This window comes from Bacteroides sp. RCH18, from assembly GCF_058231005.1.
In genome coordinates, this window is the sequence record NZ_JBIPTC010000002.1 from 1,909,093 (window position 1) to 1,930,095 (window position 21,003).

At 43.2% G+C, this 21,003-nt stretch carries 16 protein-coding genes; 8 read left to right on the forward strand and 8 right to left on the reverse strand.

The window, feature by feature from the left end; translation table 11 throughout:
• The first annotated feature begins 125 nt into the window (after positions 1-125).
• The 4 genes from ACHLI0_RS22740 (at position 126) to ACHLI0_RS22755 (ending at position 3,712) form a co-directional block, all read left to right on the forward strand.
• Positions 126-860 carry a DUF4369 domain-containing protein gene (locus ACHLI0_RS22740; RefSeq protein WP_008766210.1) on the forward strand — a complete coding sequence of 245 codons (735 nt, stop codon included), beginning with the start codon at positions 126-128 and terminating at the stop codon, positions 858-860.
• Between the two features lie 43 nt (positions 861-903).
• Complete coding sequence (locus tag ACHLI0_RS22745) at positions 904-2,658, forward strand: tetratricopeptide repeat protein (protein WP_225709942.1); 1,755 nt, start codon at positions 904-906, stop codon at positions 2,656-2,658.
• Positions 2,659-2,823: 165 nt separating this feature from the next.
• Entirely contained in the window at positions 2,824-3,207 is a 384-nt protein-coding gene (locus ACHLI0_RS22750; RefSeq protein WP_258972667.1) for a DUF3244 domain-containing protein, read from the forward strand.
• Between the two features lie 28 nt (positions 3,208-3,235).
• Positions 3,236-3,712, forward strand: coding sequence for a polysaccharide deacetylase (locus tag ACHLI0_RS22755; RefSeq protein ID WP_055217347.1), 477 nt, complete (start codon positions 3,236-3,238; stop codon positions 3,710-3,712).
• A gap of 78 nt (positions 3,713-3,790) precedes the next feature.
• On the opposite strand, the gene ACHLI0_RS22760 is transcribed toward ACHLI0_RS22755, so the two are convergent.
• On the reverse strand, positions 3,791-4,549 hold the full coding sequence (locus ACHLI0_RS22760) for a lysophospholipid acyltransferase family protein (RefSeq protein WP_490750096.1): 759 nt from the start codon (positions 4,547-4,549) through the stop codon (positions 3,791-3,793).
• Positions 4,550-4,668: 119 nt separating this feature from the next.
• On the opposite strand from ACHLI0_RS22760, the gene ACHLI0_RS22765 reads away from it, so the two are divergent.
• Positions 4,669-5,919, forward strand: a complete 1,251-nt coding sequence (locus ACHLI0_RS22765) for an exonuclease SbcCD subunit D (RefSeq protein ID WP_490750097.1) — start codon at positions 4,669-4,671, stop codon at positions 5,917-5,919.
• Positions 5,916-8,780, forward strand: coding sequence for an AAA family ATPase (locus tag ACHLI0_RS22770; RefSeq protein ID WP_490750098.1), 2,865 nt, complete (start codon positions 5,916-5,918; stop codon positions 8,778-8,780). Before ACHLI0_RS22765 ends, ACHLI0_RS22770 begins: the two co-directional genes overlap by 4 nt.
• Here ACHLI0_RS22770 and ACHLI0_RS22775 read toward each other — a convergent pair.
• The 6 genes from ACHLI0_RS22775 to ACHLI0_RS22800 all read right to left on the reverse strand — a co-directional run bounded on the left by ACHLI0_RS22775 (position 8,764) and on the right by ACHLI0_RS22800 (position 14,153).
• Positions 8,764-9,930, reverse strand: a complete 1,167-nt coding sequence (locus ACHLI0_RS22775) for a metallophosphoesterase (protein ID WP_490750099.1) — start codon at positions 9,928-9,930, stop codon at positions 8,764-8,766. The genes ACHLI0_RS22770 and ACHLI0_RS22775 overlap by 17 nt on opposite strands.
• 53 nt (positions 9,931-9,983) lie before the next feature.
• The gene (locus tag ACHLI0_RS22780; RefSeq protein ID WP_008760546.1) at positions 9,984-10,562 is read right to left on the reverse strand and encodes a membrane protein; all 579 of its coding nucleotides are present in this window, start codon (positions 10,560-10,562) and stop codon (positions 9,984-9,986) included.
• Between the two features lie 6 nt (positions 10,563-10,568).
• Positions 10,569-11,078 (reverse strand): RNA polymerase sigma factor, encoded by a 510-nt coding sequence (locus tag ACHLI0_RS22785; protein WP_008760547.1) that lies wholly within the window; start codon positions 11,076-11,078, stop codon positions 10,569-10,571.
• Positions 11,079-11,147: 69 nt separating this feature from the next.
• Positions 11,148-12,050 carry a vitamin B12 dependent-methionine synthase activation domain-containing protein gene (locus tag ACHLI0_RS22790; RefSeq protein ID WP_008760548.1) on the reverse strand — a complete coding sequence of 301 codons (903 nt, stop codon included), beginning with the start codon at positions 12,048-12,050 and terminating at the stop codon, positions 11,148-11,150.
• Positions 12,051-12,075: 25 nt separating this feature from the next.
• Positions 12,076-13,413: a dihydroorotase gene (locus ACHLI0_RS22795; protein ID WP_016267945.1), complete on the reverse strand. Its 1,338-nt coding sequence runs from the start codon at positions 13,411-13,413 to the stop codon at positions 12,076-12,078.
• A complete protein-coding gene (locus ACHLI0_RS22800) occupies positions 13,410-14,153 on the reverse strand; it encodes a polyprenol monophosphomannose synthase (RefSeq protein WP_008760550.1) in 744 nt (247 codons plus the stop codon). The genes ACHLI0_RS22795 and ACHLI0_RS22800 overlap by 4 nt, the downstream gene beginning before the upstream one ends.
• Positions 14,154-14,353: 200 nt before the next feature.
• On the opposite strand from ACHLI0_RS22800, the gene mfd reads away from it, so the two are divergent.
• Both mfd and ACHLI0_RS22810 read left to right on the forward strand, forming a co-directional pair.
• Positions 14,354-17,737, forward strand: a complete 3,384-nt coding sequence (gene mfd / locus ACHLI0_RS22805; protein ID WP_490750100.1) for a transcription-repair coupling factor — start codon at positions 14,354-14,356, stop codon at positions 17,735-17,737.
• A 107-nt stretch (positions 17,738-17,844) separates the two neighbouring features.
• On the forward strand, positions 17,845-18,696 hold the full coding sequence (locus ACHLI0_RS22810) for a hypothetical protein (RefSeq protein WP_224200325.1): 852 nt from the start codon (positions 17,845-17,847) through the stop codon (positions 18,694-18,696).
• 441 nt (positions 18,697-19,137) lie between these two features.
• Here ACHLI0_RS22810 and ACHLI0_RS22815 read toward each other — a convergent pair whose 3' ends face one another.
• Entirely contained in the window at positions 19,138-21,000 is a 1,863-nt protein-coding gene (locus ACHLI0_RS22815; RefSeq protein ID WP_008760552.1) for a YgiQ family radical SAM protein, read from the reverse strand.
• Between the last annotated feature and the right edge of the window lie 3 nt (positions 21,001-21,003).

The following is a 21,003-nucleotide window of genomic DNA, read 5'->3' on the forward strand; positions in this document are numbered from 1 at the left end:
ATGATCTCTCACCTCTGTTTATAAGGATTATTAAAGAAAAGAGTCTTACAAGTTTTAAATATTGATAAAATGTTTCTTTTAAGTCCGAATCAGTTGTACCTTTGTACCCAGAATTTAATGAAACAATGAACGTGAATAAGATTTTGCCTTTTGTGCTTTTGCTTCCCTTTCTAGCTTCGTGTACTCATAAGTATAAGATAGAAGGAACATCTTCAGTAAATGGTCTGGATGGAAAAATGTTATATCTGAAGACTTTGAGGGATGGAGAATGGACAAAACTGGACTCGGCTGAAGTAGTGCATGGATCATTTTCAATGAAAGGGAAAATCGATTCTGTACAAATGACAACACTTTATATGGATGACGAAAGTGTCATGCCGGTTGTGTTGGAAAGTGGCAAGATCGTTATTACCATTAGCAATACCGACCTTAAAGCGGTTGGAACTCCTTTGAACACAGCATTGTATGACTTTATTGCAAAGAAGAATGCAATGGAAGAAAGCATCGGTGAACTGGAAAGAAAAGAAACCCGTATGGTGATGGATGGTGCTGATTTGGAAGAAGTTCATGAACAGTTGCTTGCAGAAGGAGATTCACTGATGAAAGCGATGAATCAGTATGTCAAGACTTTCATCTCGGATAATTATGAAAATGTATTAGGACCTAATGTATTTATAATGCTTTGCAGCTCTTTGCCATATCCTATTATGACTCCACAAATAGATGATATAATAAAGGATGCTCCCTATTCTTTTAAGAGTAATAAGATGGTGCGAGAGTTCTTGACGAAGGCCAAAGAGAACATGCAATTGATAGAAGAGCATCAACGGATGCAACAAAATGTAGGTTCGAAGAAATAAATCTTGAGTTTTTTGCGTATTTTTGCATAAAACTCAAGATAAGATGAAAATGTCCTTTTCTATTCGTATTGCTTTTTTCTTTATTCTTTCTTTTTTGGCAGTTTCCTGTCATAGAGATACGGACGCTCTCAACATGACTTTTTCAAAAGTGGAAAAGTGTATGGATCTATGTCCGGATAGTGCTCTAAACCTATTAAAAGGTATTCATGATCCTGAAAAATTGTGGGGTGAGTCACAAGCGACTTATGCTCTTCTGATGACGCAGGCAATGGATAAGAACTATATGAAGTTTAGTTCGGATTCGTTGATTGCATTAGCTCTGAATTACTATACAATAACTCAGACCTCCCCAATAATGTATGCAAAGGCTCTATTTTATCATGGAAGAGTTATGCTTGAATTGGATAAGGAGGAAGAAGCCTTGAAATCTTTTCTTGCGGCAAAAGATGTTTATGAGAGAACTAAGGATCATAAAATGTTGGCATTGATAGCAGAAGAGGTTGGTATGATAAATCGAAAACAGGACTTGTACGATGATGCTTTGACGAATTTTAGGGAAGCACTTACTACATATAAGCAGTTAAAGGATTCTCTTTCGGTTATTAGTGCTAGTCTGAATATTGCTAGAGTTTATTTGTTTAAGTCTGAATGGGATAGCTGTTCCTTATATTATAATAACGCATTAGAAATAGCAGTACAGAAGAATTATTTATCTGAAATTACAATATTGCATGAATTAGGTATATTGTATCGCTCTATGCAAAATTTATCAGAAGCAGAACGTTATTTCTTAGCTGCTTATGAAAAAGAAACAGATGAAGAAAAGAAATATATGGAATGTTTGTCTTTAGGATATTTATATATGCAAATGGGGCAGACAGAAAATGCTAGAAAATATTTAATAATGAGTGCGAACTCTTCTAAAGCATATACGCAGATTAGTGCATACGATTGTTTATATTTCTTGGAAAAAGACATTGATAATTTTGAAGAGGCAATAGTTTATCATGAATTAGCAGATTCCATAACTAATGCTATGGAGGAGCTTAACTCACGAGAGTTAATAGCAAGTTTACAGAAAAAATATGAGAATGAAAAACTACGGAATGATAATTTGCAAATGAAAGTACGATATACGAACTTTATTCTGTGGGGTACGATTGCTTTTTTATTTGTTGTTGCATGTATGTGTTATTATTATTATAAAAATCGGAATAACAAAAAGAAAATAGCCGAGATTGAATTACAGATTCAAGAGAATGAAGAAGAAATAGAACGATACCAACAGGAAATAGAGGATATTCAAATATCAAAAGATCAGGTGTTAAAGGAAAATCTGATGTTAGAAGAAAATCGTACTAAAGTAGGAGAACTCAATGGAAAGATTGTTCTTTTAACCATGCAGAATAAAACTTTGTCGGAACATCTGAAAGAACTGGGGGGTGAATTAAATGTTGGCATATCTTCAGGCTCATTTATACATGCATTTCGGCTTCTATTGGCAATAAAAGAAGGGACCTTAAGAGGAAAACTTTCTAATGAAGAGCGTCAGAAGTTATTTAGTCTGTTTGATTTGATTTATTGGAATTATGTTAGTCGTTTATTGGAAAGAGCTCCAACTCTTACTAAGCATGATCTTGAGATTTGCTGTTTTCTTAAATTTGGTTTGAGTCACGAAGAGCTAAGTTGTATCTTTCATACTACTTCTGATTCTGTAACGAGGGCAAAAGGCAGGCTTAAAGGTCGATTAGGCATTTCTCCGCAAGATGATTTGGATCTTTTTTTGAAGGAATTTTGAGAAATAAAAAATGGATTGTCCGGGTAAATGTTAAATTGATAATTGGTAATGTGTTGATTATTAGGGTGTTGCTTTTTATTAACCTCTTGTAATTTGTCCGGGTCGATTTTTTTGTTTTTTCGAATACATACCGTACTTTTGGCGAAACAAAAAAGCAATATAATTATGAAAGTACGTTTTATTTTATCTTTTCTAGCTGCATTATTTATTGCAGGGAATATGATCGCTATTGAGAGTACAGAACGGGTAGAGAGAAAACTGCCTCTTGTGTTAAAAGGAGAAGTTCCGACTACGACAAGTCGTTCTATTCCTGTAATACCTATTAATGCGTCTGTTTCTACAGATGATAATATTGTAGAAATCATTTTTACAGCTCCTTTGGGCGAAGTGAAAATACTAGTAGATGGACAAGTACAGGAAGTCTGTCAGGTAACGGCTCCTGGACAAACAACTTCTTTCTCTATAGAAGGATGGGCTCCGGGCGTTTATAAACTAGAATTTAAAGTAGCCGGAGGCGGATACGTATACGGAGAACTAGTAATAGAATAAATAAGGACTAGACCTTAACTTTTATATAATGAATAGTCATCATACAGTTGCTATTGGCACTTGGGAAGGTGACAAACAGCAATCTATAGAATATAATTCTTCTATTGCAGTGGGGATTGATTGTCCCCGTGCAAAATTGAGAGTAAGTATTCTATTAGATACAATACAAGAGTATCAGGTGAGATATATCTTTTCTGACGAGGAGATAAGTGAAGCTGTAAATGAGGCTGGGCTTATCATTGGCGCAAGGGGTATGGCCTATGAAGGGGTATTACAACGAAAACCGGTTATTGTAGTGGGGGAATATGGTTTTGGAGGTTTAGTTACTCCAGATACATTGCATGAACAATACAATAATTATTTTAGAGGCAAAATCAATGGAATAAAAGCAGAGTACTTCTCTTTAGAACGATTAGAAGAAGAAATAAGGAGAGGATTTGCTTTGACATTCCAGGAATTGCAAATGATGTCTAACCAGACAATAAGATTTCTACATAATATATAGACTTTTTGATTTAATAGATTAATGCATAAAGACTGGTTAGGTATGCGGGGGTGCGTGAGTATCCCCGCATTTCGTTTTTTATCGATCCTGGTCTTGGTTTGTGACCATTCCTTTATGCTTTTCAGGAAGTGCACTCTCAACAGCAGCATAAGCCTCTGCCATAGTAGCTTTTATGTTTTCCATACCTTTTCCTTTAGGAGGAATAGGGTCATGAATGGTCAGAATCATGCGATGGCGATGTATCCATTTGCCTGTACGTGGCAGGATTTCAAAAGAACCGTCGATTGTGACGGGAACAACTGCCAGCTGCAAGTCATCTGCCAATTGAAACGCCCCTTTTTTAAAATATCCCATGTGTCCGGTGAAAGTACGTGCTCCTTCGGGAAAAACGACTAAGGATACCCCGTCTTTCAGTGAATCTTTTGCTTGCCGAATGGTTTCCAGTACTTTTTTGGGACCGGACCGGTCTACAAAAATGTGTCCTGCACTTTCACATGCTTTTCCTACAAATGGTATCTTACGCAGACTTTTCTTCATCATCCACTTGAAATTTCTTCCGATGAATCCATAAATAAGAAAAATATCGAAGGACCCCTGATGATTCGGCACAAAGATATAAGAGGTCTTCCCGTGTAATTTTTCACGACCGTGAATCTTTACAGGAATCAACAGAAAAAGACAGATGAGTTGTGACCATATTTTGCCCGGATAGTATCCCCAGAAATGAGCTCCTCCTAGTAAAGAGCCTACAATGGTGACAATCGCTGTAAGAATAGTCAATACCAATAGGATAGGTAAAGCAATACAAATTTGATAAATATAATATAGTATCTTCATGGGGAATTTATTTTTATATATATGCAAAGATACATGATTATTGGTAAAAAAAGCAGTAGGATACAACATAATCTTTGCGATTATGCTATTTTTGTCATCTGTTATAGACAGATAATGATATGATACGTATACTACATACTGCCGATTGGCATTTAGGACAGACATTTTTTGGTTACGACCGCACGGGAGAACATAAGGCTTTTCTTGATTGGCTGGCCGAAGAAATCCGACAGAACGAGATTGATGCATTAGTTATAGCTGGAGACGTGTTTGATGTTTCCAATCCTTCTGCTGCGTCTCAGCGCATATATTATGAGTTTATTTATCGGGTGACTGCGGAGAATCCGAAACTTCAAATTGTGATTGTTGCCGGTAATCATGACTCTGCGGCGCGTTTGGAAGCTCCTCTGCCTTTGCTGCAGGCGCTGCGGACGGAAGTCAGAGGGGTAGTGCACAAATTGGAGGGCGGAGAGATTGACTATGATCATTTGACAATAGAATTGAAGAATTGCGAAGGGGAAGTAGAAGTACTTTGTATGGCTGTTCCTTTTTTGCGGCAGGGAGATTATCCGGTAGTGGAGACAGAAGGGAACCCATATATGGAAGGAGTTCGCGAACTTTACGCGCGACTTTTACAAAGGTTGTGGGCACGCCGGAAAACGAATCAGGCTATTCTCGCTGTCGGTCATTTACAGGCTACCGGATCAGAGATTGCCGAGAAGGATTATAGCGAACGGACAGTGATTGGTGGTTTGGAATGTGTATCACCCGATACTTTTTCGGAAAAGATAGCGTATACGGCTTTAGGACATATCCATAAAGCACAGCGGGTATCCGGCAGGGAGAATGTAAGATATGCCGGAAGTCCGATTCCTATGTCTTTTGCCGAGAAGCATTATCATCATGGAGTGGTGATGGTGACTTTAGATGAAGGCTGTGCGGTTGATATCAGAAGGATAGAGTGTCCACAATCCAGACCTCTTATCAGTGTGCCGGGTGGAGAGGCTGCTTCACCGGAAAAAATAATAGAAATATTAAGAGATTTACCGGAGGTGGATGGAGAAGCTCCTTATCTGGAAGTCAAGGTTTTGCTTGAAGAACCGGAACCTATGCTTCGTCAGGAAATAGAAGAGGCATTGGCTGGTAAGAAATATCGTCTGGCACGTATCGTTTCTGCTTATCGTCAGGAAGAAAGAGTGGAAAAGGAGGTTGATGGCTGGAAAAAGGGATTGCAGGAAATGTCTCCGTTGCAGATTGCGCAATCTGCATTCGAAAAGGTTTATCAGGCGGAAATGCCTGCCGACCTGACTGATTTATTCCAGGAAGCATATATTTCCGCAACTCGTAAAGAAGAGGAGGAGGGAGAATGAAAATTATAGCAATAAGATTGAAGAATCTGACTTCGATAGAAGGCAGTGTTGAAATAGATTTTACGGTGGAACCGTTATCTTCGGCTGGTATATTTGCAATTTCCGGTGCTACAGGAGCGGGAAAGTCGACTTTGTTGGATGCTCTGTGTCTGGCATTATATGACAAGGCTCCCCGTTTTGCGGCTTCGGTGGAGAGTATCAATCTGGCAGATGTGGGAGATAACCAGATCAATCAGTCAGATGTGAGAAATCTGCTTCGTCGGGGGACGAGTGACGGATATGCGGAGGTCGATTTTCAAGGAGTGGACGGACATCGATATCGTTCCCGGTGGTCGGTCAGACGGACAAGGAATAAGGCGAGTGGTTCTTTGCAGCCCCAAGTATTGGAGGTGAAAGACTTGGATACGGAAAAAGAATTTCAGGGAACGAAGAAAGAATTGCTGGCACAGTTGGTAGAGTTGGTCGGTTTGACGTATGAGCAATTTACCCGTACCGTATTGCTGGCACAAAACGACTTTGCAACTTTTTTGAAATCCAGAGGGGCAGCGAAAGCGGAACTACTGGAGAAATTGACGGGAACAGGTGTTTATTCCCGCATCTCTCAGGAGATTTTTGCCCGGAATAAGGCTGCACAAGAAGAGGTGACGATGATTCAAAGTAAGATGAGTGTGATTGAGTTGTTGCCGGAGGAAGAACTTTTAACCTTGCAGAATGAGAAAGAACAGTTAGTTGAGAAACGTGCGGCAGGGATTAAATTGCTGGCAGAACTGAATGCGCAATTGAATGTGGTCCGTTCATTGAAAATGCAGGAAGCTCTTTGGGTGAAAAAGCAGCAGGAAGAGCAGGAGGAACTGAATAAACAAAAGAATCTACAGGATGCTTTGGTTGTTCAGGAAGAAGGACTGATTCATTTTAAAGCGCAGTGGGAAGCGATACAGCCGGATTTGAAAAAGGCACGTCAGCTGGATGTACAAATACAGTCGCAGCAGGCGGGGTATATACAGTCTCAACAAATTTTGCAGGCTGCCCGTCAGCAGGTGGCGGATCAGGATAAGAAATCTGCATCTGCGGTAGAGCAGTTACGGATCTTCTATCATTCTTTGAGTCGTCTGTTGAATCGTACGGATGTGGAGTCACTGCAGTTGGAACAGATTGAGGTCATCCTTAATGAGGAAAAGGATACACTGGAAACATGGACAAAGGTGAATGAAGAACGCCTTGGCCGGTTAAATTCTTTCGGTTATCCTTCTTTGGTAGATGAGCAGGGTAAGATTCAAAAAGAACTGACGCGCTTGCAGAATATAAAGAAATTGACTGAAGAACAATCGAAGTCGAAGCAGGATATAGAGAAACTGGAAAAGGAAGTGACTGTTTGTACACAGCAGTTGGCAGAGCAGGATACTGTAGTTAAAGCCTTGCAGCGGCTTTATGAAAATGCCCGTATGGCGGTAGGAAAGGATGTGAAAGCATTGCGTCAGCAGTTGCAGGAAGGGGAGGCTTGTCCGGTTTGTGGAAGTACGACACATCCTTATCATCGGGAACAAGAGGTAGTGGATACTCTTTACCGGAATATGGAACAGGAATATAATACCGCAGTGTCTGCTTATCAGCAGATAAATAATCGCAGCATTGCCCTGCAACGAGATTTAACCCATCAAAGGGCAACTGAGGTACAGATAAAAGAACAGTTGGTCGTTTTGCAACAAGAAGGATTGCCGGCTGGAGAGGAAGAACAGATACAGAATCGGTTAAATGAGTTGGCAGAACGTATTTCAGCTTATCAGCATCTGTATGCGGAATGGCAGCAGAACGATGAGAAAATAAAGAAATTGCGGATACACTGTGATGCTCTGCGTGAGAATGTCTCGCAGTGTCGTTTGGCTGCGCAAAAGGTATCAGCCGCTAAAGAACAGTCGGCTATTTTACAAAAAGCAGCTGTTGATGAGCAACAAAGATTCGAAGTGATTGCTAAAGCGTTGGATGCACTCCGACAGGAACGTTCTTTGTTATTAAAAGGGAAGAGTGCGGACGAAGCTGAAGCTGCTGTTGCCCGAAGAGAAAAAGAATTGAATGAGGCGTTGGAAAAGGCTCGTAAACAAGTGGAGGGAGTACAAAATCATCTTTCCGGCCTGCAGGGAGAAATGAAACAATTGTCCGTTGTCATTGAAGAACTTCGGGAGCAACAGAAAGGTATCGAACTTCCGGATCAGCTTCCTCAGACTATAGCGAAACAACAGGAAGATAATCTTAATACGGAACGTGCGCTGTCGACTGCGGAGGCACATCTGTTGCAGCAGGCAAAGAATAAAACAATCTTTGAGCAGATAACCAAAGAGCTTGCCGAAAAGCAGGCAGTTGCCGTACGTTGGGCTAAATTGAATAAATTGATTGGTAGTGCCGACGGTGCTAAATTTAAAGTCATAGCCCAAAGTTATACTTTAAATCTGTTATTGCTCCATGCCAACAAACATCTGGCTTATCTTTCCAAGCGATATAAATTACAGCAAGTCCCCGATACACTGGCGCTTCAGGTGATTGATTGCGATATGTGTGATGAGATACGTACGGTATATTCGCTTTCGGGAGGTGAATCTTTCCTGATTTCACTGGCACTTGCATTGGGCTTATCTTCGCTTTCGAGCAATAATCTGAAAGTAGAATCCCTGTTTATCGACGAAGGATTCGGCTCGTTGGATGCTGATAGTCTGAGAACAGCCATGGAAGCTTTGGAGCAGCTACAGATGCAGGGACGGAAAATCGGAGTCATTTCCCATGTACAGGAAATGAGTGAACGTATTTCAGTTCAGGTGCAGGTACATAAGAAGATCAATGGAAAAAGCGTGCTTACTGTCGTAGGGTAAGCACCGTTATTTCCGGCCATGCACCGAAGCGGAAAGGAAGTCCGACATAGCCGATGCCTTCATTTACGTACAAACCACGTGTTCCTTCCAGATACATCCCGCTCCATTCGGGATAGATGTAAGAGGAAGGAGAATGATTACCGAATTTTAACTGCATGGCGTGGGTATGCCCTGCCAGCATTAAATCGATGTCTGTTTGTGGAAGTACTTCCCGTCTCCAGTGGGTAGGGTTATGGCTTAATAGTATCTGGAACATTCCTTCGGTTCCCCGCATCGCTTCGGGGAGATCAGCATATTGGGAGAAAGGAGGTTCTCCTTCGTTTTCAACTCCAATAAGGGCGATACTGTCGCTGCCCTGAATCAGAATCGTATGAGAATTATTCAATAACTTCCAGCCCATAGCGGCTTGTCTTTGCAGAAGATCGTTCAGATTATCATCTTGCTCATCTTTGCTTTTCCAGCGGAAATAAGGACCGTAATCATGATTCCCTAAAATGGAGTAGACTCCATCTTTGGCTTTCAGTCCGGCCAGTATATCTTGAAAATCATTCAGTTCGACTGCACGATGATTAACCAGATCACCGGTAAAGACGATAAGATCGGCCTGTTGCTCATTCACCAGTTTTACTAACTTCTGAATAGCGGAAGCATTTCCCTGCCAACTTCCGATGTGAATATCCGACAGCTGAACAATACGGTATCCATCGAAAGCCGATGGAAGCTTGGGCGAGGAATAAGTTACCTCTTTGACGTCAAACTGCGTGCGTCCGATAAAAGACCCGTAGATGACCATTACGATAGAAATCACGGCTAATGTCAGTCCGGTACAGATAAAGGGAATTCGGGGGCACCGTAGCCATTGGTGGAAAGGTATCCCGATAATCGTGCAGAGAGACAGCAATAATTTAGGAGCCGTAAACAGGAAGAAAAAGATGGAAAACCATCCAATAGCCTGTGTATGGCGTTCGGCAAAGGCGTTATTGGAGAAGTAAACCAGATAAAGTAATCCTGCGGATAGCAGGAAAGCAGGCAACCAGTAGAGGATTCTCAGCCAGCGTTTTGCCGTCAGATGAACGATAAATCTGAGATATAGATAAATGTCCGGTAGAATAAGGAAAATAAGTAAAAATATAAATAGGCGTTGCAACATAACAGCACGGATATTAAATTTTTAGTTGAAATAGGCGAAGCAGCTGACTCTGGTCAACTGTCTATGATTTTAAGTTCGTCCAGGTTCTTTTTGATTTCCTGAATACGGTTCAGGAATTTCTTGCGATAAATCCACAAGATCAGCCCCAGGCCAGCTCCCCAAAGCAGGATAAAAAACAGAATGATGGCTATTCCATATTGCCATATCTGCCAATAAATAAATGAGAGCACCGCCAGTATAAGAAGGAAAGCAGTAGCAATCAGACGTTCCCGGATCATCCACCGATGGATACGGTTGACACGGCTGATCACTTCTATCAGAGGCATTTCGTCCACTTTCGTCTGTTGTAGAAAACGGGTGGTGGTGATGTCCCAGTAGAGTGCGGGAATCCACGATAGAATGATAATGATATAGATCGGATTTAGTCTGCCGTGCAACAGGACTTCCAGCAGGAATAAGACCAATACCGGCAAAGAAATCAGGATTAGTTTGATATTCAGCCGGGCAATGGCATGGATACCTTTGTCTGCATGTCCTATCAGTTTGCCAAGTTCTTCCTCTTTGATCAGCTCCTTGTCTTTTAAGTGCTCATCCAGGGCATTCCATGATTTTTTCAGTTCTTCCAGTTCCATATATGATTACTCCTTTTTCATTTTTTTTAGTTTGTCTTTGATACGGCTCAGTTTGGTAGCCACATTGGTCACCGTCAGTCCGGTGATCTCCGCAATATCTTCGTAGCTTTTGTCTTCAAGATAAAGCAGGATAATTGATTTGTCGAGTTGTCCCAGCTGATTGATCATTTGATAAAGTTGCCTCAGCATTTCGTGGATCGGGTCATGTTCCTCTATCATCCAGTCCGCTTCGCGGGTGAGGGTAACGATTTCCGGTACATTCTTTTCTTTGCGGAAAAAGCTGATACACGTGTTCAGGGCGATGCGGTAAATCCATGTGGACATTTTGCATTCTCTTCTGAACTTGGGATAGGCTTTCCAAAGGTTGAGTATCACATCCTGATAGAGGTCATTGAGCGGGGCGTTAGGATTGGTATATAAGTAACATACCTTGTAGATCACCCGTTCATATTCGCGGATGACCGATAAGAACTCCTGCTCAATAGGGTTGGTTGCCTCTGTTGTTCGTTCTCTCATGAATTAAATGGGTTACTTTTCTGGTTAGTTAGTCGTGCGAAAAGGAGAAAAATCACAAGTAAACGAAAGTTATTGCAGATTGGCAGCCAGGAATTTTCGCATTTCCTCCGTACTTTTTCCCCGACGGCGGGCATAGTCTTCGAGCTGGTCTTCTCCTATCTTTCCGACAGAGAAGTATTCGGCAGCCGGATGGGCAAACATCAGTCCGCAGACCGAAGCATGAGGGTACATGGCACCATTTTCGGTCAGCGTGATTCCTATCTGTTTCATATCCAGCAGTTCGTCCAACAGGAAATTGATGGATTGATCGGGTAGGGACGGGTAGCCTACGGCAGGGCGAATCCCTTGATATTTCTCGACCAACAGATCGGGCATTGACAGACTTTCATCTTTGGCGTATCCCCACGCTTCTTTGCGTACATATTCGTGCATTTTTTCCGTAGCAGCTTCTGCCAGACGGTCGGAAAGAGTCTGGACGAGTAAATGCTTGTAGGGATCTTGCTCGTACAGGCCTTCCATATCTGCATCTATGCAAGAAGCAAAGGCACCTATTGTATCCGGAATGCCGGAAGAAAGAGGACGGATAAAGTCACTCAGACAAAGGAACGGACTTCCGTCCCGTTTAGGCGTCTGCTGGCGGAGCAAAGGGAAAACGAGGAATTGACCGGTTTCTTTTTCAATCACCAGATTGTCTCCGTCCGAGTTTGCTTTGCAAAGTTTGAAGATAGTTCTCACTTCATAATCCCTGTCAAGTAAATCCAGCATCCGGTTGGCTTCCTTAAACAGTTGCATAGCTTCGGAAGCCTTGTTGCGGTCTTCTTCCGGAAAAGTAGTCAGCCACGAAGCACGGCAGACATCGCAACCGTGAATGTTGGCAATCGCTGCGAAACGAGGTTGGAATCCCCATGCATGGAAAAAGTAAATCCAATTGATGTAGGGGGCGACGTTATGTATCTTATAAGATAAAATCATATGTTTATAAGTGACGAGTTGCTGTTTATCTGAATCTTAATTCCTGTCCACGATAATTCTCGTCAATGGTTCCGTTGTTATATAACAGATGACCGTTCGCAAATGTTTTTTCGACCTTCCAGTGGAAAGTATGACCTTCCAGCGGGCTCCATTTACATTTGCTCAGGATGCAGTCTGTGGTAACAGTCCACTCACTGTCGGGACGAACCAGAACCAGATCCGCCTGATATCCTTTCCGGATAAATCCGCGATTGCGTATCTCATACATTTGTGCAGGGGCATGAGACATCTTCTCTACTACCTTTTCGATGCTGAAAGCACCCTTGTCTGCCAATTCGAGCATACTGACCAAAGAGAATTGTATGGTCGGCATGCCGGACATGGCTTTTAATGCGCCCCCTTCTTTTTCGCTCAAGGAGTGCGGAGCATGGTCGGTCGCTATAGCGTCGATCAGACCGCTGTTGACTGCCTCCTGCAAAGCCTTCCGGTCTTCTGCCGTTTTGATGGCAGGATTACATTTGATGCGCGCTCCTAAGGTCTGATAATCTTCTTCGGTAAAAATTAGATGAGACACACACGCTTCGGCAGTAATACGCTTCTCTGCCAAAGGTGCTTTGGAGAATAAACTCAGTTCTTTGGCTGTAGAAATATGCATGATATGCAGACGCGCATTGGTCTCGCGTGCCAATTGCACCGCCAAAGCGGAAGAACGGTAACAAGCCTCTTCCGAGCGGATGACCGGATGAAGTGCCAAAGGCACATCGTCACCGTATTCTTTTTTATATTTATCCGTATTCTCTTTGATGATTCCCTGGTCTTCACAGTGTGCTGCAATCAGTAAATCCGTACCTCCGAAGATATTGCGCAGACTTGCCATCCGGTCTACCAGCATATTTCCCGTACTGGAACCCATAAATAACTTCACCCCACATACCCGGTTTTTGTCCAGCTGACTGAATAACGGATAATTATTGTTGGTCGCTCCGAAATAACAGGAGAAGTTGACAGATGATTTTTCCGCCAGCAAAGCCAGTTTGTCATTCAGTGCTTCCAAAGTTGTGGTCTGAGGATTTGTGTTCGGCATATCCATGATCGAGGTAACTCCTCCGGCTGCCGCGGCATGGCTTTCCGTTGTGATATCTGCTTTATGAGTCAGCCCCGGATCGCGGAAATGTACGTGCTCGTCAATAGCTCCCGGCAAAAGATAACAGCCGGATGCGTCAATCGTTTCGTCACAAGGCATGGCAGCCTCTTGTCCGTCAACTAAGATCTCAGCAATCTTCTCACCTTCAATAACAACAGATCCCGGAACTTTTCTTCCTTCGTTGACAATTACGGCATTTTTTATCAGTATACGTTTCATTTCTTTTGCGGGAATTTATGGAACCAACTATTTATTTTTAACTTGATCACTCCGAATATGGCTTCTCCAAAGATACTGCTGTTCATCTTGGAAGTTCCCAACTCACGGTTAATGAAGATGACGGGGACTTCTATGATTTTGAATCCGCATTTGTAAGCAGTGAACTTCATCTCGATCTGAAAAGCATATCCTTTGAAGCGAACATGGTCCAGATCGATTGTTTCCAGCACCTGACGGCGGTAGCATACAAATCCGGCAGTCGTATCATGCACCGGAATACCGGTAATGAAGCGGACGTACTTGGAGGCAAAATAAGACATCAGCACCCGTCCCATCGGCCAGTTGACTACATTCACGCCGCTTACATAACGGGAGCCGACAGATACGTCTCCTCCTTCTTTTGCACAAGCTGCGTACAAACGGGGCAGATCATTCGGGTTATGGCTGAAATCGGCATCCATTTCGAAGATATATTCGTATGCGTGCTCCAACGCCCACTTGAATCCTGCGATGTAAGCAGTACCCAATCCTAACTTCCCTTTGCGCTCGATCATAAAGAGGCGTTCGGGGAATTCCTGTTGCAAAGTTTTCACAATGCTTGCAGTGCCGTCCGGAGATCCGTCTTCTATAACCAGTATATGGAATACTTTGTCTAAGCCGAAAACGGCACGGATAATATTTTCTATGTTCTCCCGTTCATTATAGGTCGGGATAATAACGATGCTATCTGATAATTGCATAGAAGTCCTATTTTTAAGACAAATGTAGTGCTTTTCCTTTAGTTATAAAGGGACTAAGGATAATTTAACGTGTTGGCATTTGTTCCCCGGTGTGAAACTATTGGTTTCAAGGCATGAAACAATCTTGCAGAAGAAAACTTCGGTGTGACTATATCAATCCCGGTTCTTTTTTCGTACTTTTGCGGTGAAATTTTATAGCTATGACAATAACTGAGTTGCAACAACAATATGCCGCTCATCCTAATACGGCAGTCATGGAACGACTGCTGAAGGATGCGTCCGTTCAAACTATTTTTTGCGGGGGCTTATGTGCTTCTTCCGCTTCTCTTTTCTCTTCTGTATTGGTGAAACAAGATGTGTGTCCGTTTGTCTTTGTACTGGGCGATCTGGAAGAGGCGGGCTATTTTTATCATGACCTGACACAAGTGCTGGGAACAGAGAAAGTGTTTTTCTTCCCGTCTTCATTCCGCCGTTCCATCAAGTACGGACAAAAGGATGCGGCCAACGAGATTCTGCGTACAGAAGTACTGAGCCGGTTGCAGAAAGGAGAAGAAGGTTTGTGCATCGTTACCTATCCGGATGCGCTGGCAGAGAAAGTGGTATCCCGCAAGGAATTGAGCGATAAGACCTTGAAACTGAATGTGGGAGAGAAGCTGGACACTACTTTTATCACAGACGTGCTGCATAGCTACGGTTTCGAATATGTGGATTATGTGTACGAGCCGGGACAATATGCCGTTCGGGGTAGTATCATTGATGTCTTTTCGTTTGCTTCGGAATATCCTTATCGTATTGACTTTTTCGGTGACGAAGTAGAGAGTATCCGTACATTTGAAGTAGAGTCGCAGTTGTCCCGTGAGAGGAAACAGGGAGTGGCTATAGTCCCTGACCTGGCAGTGACGGGAGATGTGACAACTTCTTTTCTTGATTTCATTCCTAAAGAAACCGTTTTGGCGATGCGTGACTTCCTTTGGTTGCGCGAGCGTATCCAGGTAGTGCACGATGAGGCTTTGACGCCGCAGGCTATTGCCGTGCAGGAAGCCGAAGAAAATGGAGGTATCACGCTGGAAGGCAAGCTGATTGACGGCAGTGAATTTACGGTACGTGCCCTTGATTTCCGCCGGATGGAATTTGGAAATAAGCCGACTGGTACGCCGGATGCAAAGATCTCTTTCCATACTTCCGTACAACCTATTTTTCATAAGAACTTTGATCTGGTGGCCGGTTCTTTCAAGGACTACCTTGAACAGGGATATTCACTTTATATCTGTAGCGACAGTACCAAGCAGACTGACCGTATCAGAGCCATTTTTGAAGACCGGGGAGATAAGATTCAGTTTACTCCTGTAGTACGTACGATACATGAAGGCTTTGTGGATCATACGCTGCATCTGTGTATTTTTACGGATCATCAGCTGTTCGACCGTTTCCATAAGTACAACTTGAAAAGTGACAAGGCCCGTTCGGGTAAGGTCGCTCTGTCCCTCAAAGAATTGAATCAGTTTACTCCGGGAGATTATGTGGTTCACACGGATCATGGTATCGGCCGTTTCTCCGGTTTGGTACGTATTCCGAATGGAGATACTACGCAGGAAGTGCTGAAACTTGTCTTTCAGAATGAGGATGTCGTGTTCGTTTCCATTCATTCCCTTCATAAAGTTTCCAAATATAAAGGTAAGGACGGAGAAGCTCCGCGACTGAACAAACTGGGTACCGGTGCCTGGGAGAAACTGAAAGACCGTACGAAGGCGAAAATTAAAGATATTGCCCGCGACCTCATTAAACTATATTCGCAGCGCCGTCAGGAAAAGGGTTTCTCTTACAGCCCCGACAGCTTCTTGCAGCGTGAACTGGAAGCCTCCTTTATCTATGAAGATACGCCGGACCAAAGTAAGGCAACGATGGAGGTGAAGGCCGATATGGAAAGCGACCGTCCGATGGATCGCTTGGTGTGCGGAGATGTGGGTTTTGGAAAGACAGAAGTAGCGATCCGTGCAGCGTTTAAAGCCGTAGCCGATAATAAACAGGTGGCGGTCCTTGTGCCGACGACCGTCCTTGCCTATCAGCATTTCCAGACATTCCGCGAACGTTTGAAGGATCTGCCCTGCCGGGTGGAATATTTGAGCCGTGCCCGTACGGCAGCTCAGTCCAAAGCCGTATTGAAAGGACTGAGGGAAGGAGAAGTCAGTATTCTTATCGGCACCCACCGTATTTTAGGAAAAGATGTTCAGTTTAAAGATTTAGGCTTGCTGATCATTGATGAAGAGCAGAAATTCGGAGTCTCTGTGAAGGAGAAGCTGCGACAGCTAAAGGTGAATGTGGATACATTGACCATGACTGCCACACCGATTCCGCGTACGCTTCAGTTCTCGCTGATGGGAGCCCGCGACCTGAGTGTAATCTCTACGCCCCCGCCTAACCGCTATCCGATTCAGACAGAAGTACATACCTTCAATGAGGAAGTGATTACGGACGCGATTAATTTTGAGATGAGCCGCAACGGTCAGGTTTTCTTTGTCAACAACCGGATTGCGAACCTTCCGGAACTGAAAGCGATGATCGAACGTCATATTCCCGATTGCCGTGTTGCCATCGGGCATGGACAGATGGAACCCACACAGCTGGAACAGATCATTTTTGACTTTGTCAATTATGACTATGATGTGCTTTTGGCGACTACTATCATAGAGAGCGGTATCGATATTCCGAATGCCAATACGATCATCATCAACCAAGCGCAGAACTTTGGTCTGAGTGACCTCCATCAGATGCGTGGACGGGTAGGGCGCAGTAACAAAAAGGCTTTCTGCTATCTGCTGGCACCTCCGTTGAGCAGTCTGACGGCAGAAGGAAAACGACGCTTGCAGGCGATTGAGAACTTCAGTGATTTGGGGAGTGGCATCCATATCGCTATGCAGGATTTGGATATACGTGGAGCCGGAAACCTGCTCGGAGCAGAGCAGAGTGGCTTCATTGCCGATCTGGGGTACGAAACGTATCAGAAAATCCTTGCCGAAGCAGTTCATGAACTGAGGAATGATGAGTTTGCAGAATTGTATGCAGATGAAATAAAGGGAGAAGGTCAGATCAGTGGAGAAGAATTTGTAGACGAATGTCAGATAGAAAGCGATCTTGAACTTCTGTTGCCGGCCACCTATGTGACGGGCAGCAGCGAGCGTATGTTGCTTTACCGCGAACTGGACGGACTGACGTTGGATAAAGACGTGGATGCCTTCCGTTTCCGCTTGGAAGACCGCTTCGGACCTGTTCCGCCGGAAACGCAGGAATTACTTCGCATCGTTCCCCTCCGTCGCTTGGCGGCGCGACTGGGAGTGGAGAAAGTCTTCTTGAAGGGCGGACGTATGACGCTATTCTTTGTCTCCAATGCGGATAGTCCGTTCTATCAGAGTCAGGCGTTTGGCAAAATGATAGATTACATGATGAAATATACCCGTCGCTGTGACCTGCGTGAGCAGAACGGCCGACGGAGTATGCTGATAAAGGATGTGACTAATGTGGAAACTGCCGTTAGTGTGTTGCAGGAGATTGTAGCGTTGCCGGTAAAAGAACAGGATGATCATTAATTGATAAATAATAAGAGCAATGTTTGTTTTTTATATTCAAAAATGCTTATCTTTGATCTAAAGACACAGATAAGAACAGGTAAGAGCCATTTAAAATCTAAAAAAGAATGAATATGAAAAACATGCTGACATTGATCGTCCTATTATCATCGTGGTTGACGGTGTATTCGCAAGAGAGTTATACGGAAGCTGAACTCAAACAGAAATGTGATTCTATTGTAGAAGAAGCTAATACTTTGTACAGATATGAAACGGCTGCCTGGAATTTCACTGATATGATCTTTGCCAAACCGGGGTTAATTGAAACAATTCAGAATATTCTGACTTACCACCAGGGCGATTCTATTAAATGTGTTGCTATTGATAAGCAGTCTTATTGTATCTATGAGGCAACTTTTCTTAATGAATCAGCTCCATGTTCGGAAGTAACTACCCGCAGGAACTTAACAGAACAGGAAATACTTTTGGCTAAGATAAAAGAAAAGATACGGAGTGAACTTGCTGACCATGAAAAATATCCAATTTATCGCTACGATAATTATCCTCTGAATTGGGATCTCATACCATTTGCAGATGGATATAAATTCTATGCTATTTCAGGAGTATCTAAAGGGCGTGCCATACCTTTCGGCAATGATTACTTATTTATTGCTAATAAAGAAGGAGAAATTCAATCGTGGAAGAAATTTCATTCCAGACTTATTCCGGTGGAAGCTACAGAACAAATGCCGATGATTGCTTTTCCTGTTCACTCGCATTTGAAATATGAACCATTCATTTCAGCTACTGATATTTGTACATTTAGATTATATTACAACAAAACCGGTAGTACTAAGTTCGCTGTATATTCTACAGCTCTTTCCATGTATTTCATTTATGAGTTAGCTACCAATACCATCACTCCGACAAAGGATATAAATTTTAATTCGGCTCCTCTTTCTGAAAAGGTTGCCCCATGATTTATTTATCATGATTGGAAAGAGAACAGGAAGGCATTAGTAAAAGTATATTATTCTTTGTAAATGTGTGAATATATTTGCGTCTGATGCTTTTCTTCTGTCATCTGTGATTTTTGTTTTCTCTTTCTTATACAAGTTGCTTCATAAACCCGCAGCACGTTTATAATAAATAGTGAGGACGTTTATTATAAACGGGTCCCAAGTTTATTATAAACTATATTTTGCCAAATTCTTCGAAACGAGAGGAATTAATTAAACAAAATGGGGTGAAATCCTTGCGGACTTCACCCCATTCTTATTCCTTACAATGCACTCTCATACATGTAAATTATATCTTTATGTCTTTATATTTGTACATTTCATGCTTTTGATTCCTGATTTGTTTCCACAAATATACGAAATTTAAAAGGCAAAGTCAATAGGGAAGCCATCTTAATGGTTTCATTTGTTTCTCTTTCCGTATAACTTGTCTATCAGATCCTGTCGGCCGATACGTCTTAACTCATTCAGAATATTCTTTCGTTCTTCCGGCTTATACCAGAAGAAGAATTGTCGTTGTGCCAGTTTCTCCCGTTGTGTTTTGGCACTGAATACAGGCTCCAGTGTATAGGGATGAAATCCACTGTACCATGCTTCGGTGGCTACAGTCATCGGAGTAGGGGTAAAGTCCTGTACTTGCTCCAGATGAAAGTCCAGCCGCTTGGTGATAACAGCCAGTTCCGCCATGTCTTCTTCCTTGCAGCCGGGGTGTGAAGAGATAAAGTACGGTATAAGTTGCTGACGTAGATTCTCTTCCCGGTTGATACGGTCGAATATTTTTTTGAAAGTTTCAAACTGTTCGAATGAAGGTTTGCGCATGATGGATAACACCCGGTCGCTGGTATGCTCCGGAGCTACTTTCAATCGTCCGCTCACATGATTGACAATCAACTCGCGTGTGTATTCAGCCGTGCTGCGATTGGTGGCGGCGTCTTTACTCTGATGGAGCAATAAGTCGTAGCGCACTCCACTGCCGATAAATGATTTTTTTATGCCGGGGATGGCATCTACCGCTTTGTATATGTCCAATAACGGGCGGTGGTCTGAATTAAGATTCGGGCACACTTTGGGATGAATACATGACGGGCGTTTGCACTTTTTGCATATTGCTTCATCTTTACCCTTCATCTGATACATATTGGCGGAAGGGCCTCCAAGGTCACTTAAATACCCTTTGAAGTCGGGCAACTGCATCACCTCCTTTACTTCCTTCAAGATAGACTCTTTGCTGCGGCTGACGATAAACTTCCCCTGATGTGCGGAAATGGTGCAGAATGCACAACCGCCGAAGCATCCCCGATGGATGTTGACGGAGAACTTTATCATATCATATGCGGGAATCCGCTTTCCTTTGTATTTAGGATGGGGAAGGCGGGTATAGGGCAGATCGTACGAATGGTCAAGCTCTTCCTGGCTCATCGGAGGATAAGGAGGATTGACAACGACCACTTTATTATCTACCTCTTGTGTGATACGGGAAGCCGCATATTTATTGGATTCTTCTTCGATGTGCCGGAAATTGCTGGCCTGTTTCTTTTTGTCAGCCAGACACTCTTCATGTGAGTAAAGCTGAATATCGTCTGCGGCAGGAGTCCACTCTGTCGCACGGCAGAGATAGGCTGTCTGAGGGATAGTTCCCGCTATTTTCTTGAGTTCACCGGCTGTCAATGAAGCATCCTCCGCAGGAAGCAGTTCCTTCATTTTCCGGGTTAGTTCTACAATCGGCTTTTCTCCCATACCATAGATCAGCAAGTCTGCACCACTATCGCATAAGATACTTTTCTGAACTTTATCCTGCCAGTAATCATAATGACTCAGACGGCGCAAACTCGCTTCAATACTTCCTAATATAACAGGAACGTCCGGATAGAGTCTTTTTAGAATCTGACTGTATACGATGGAAGGATACTCCGGACGCATATCCGGACGGCCGTCCGGAGTGTACGCATCCTCACTGCGCAGACGCTTGTTGGCAGTGTATTTGTTAACCATCGAGTCCATACTTCCGGCAGAGATGCCGAAGAATAATCGGGGACGACCCAGCTTTCTGAAGTCACGCAGGTCATCACGCCAGTTGGGCTGGGGGATGATCGCAACTTTCAAACCTTCCGCTTCGAGGATACGTCCGATGACGGCAGCGCCAAATGAGGGATGGTCTACGTAAGCATCACCGCTGAAAAGAATGACATCCAGTTCATCCCATCCGCGGAGTTCCACTTCTTTCTTGGTGGTAGGTAACCAATCGGTCAATCGATATTCTTTCATGCC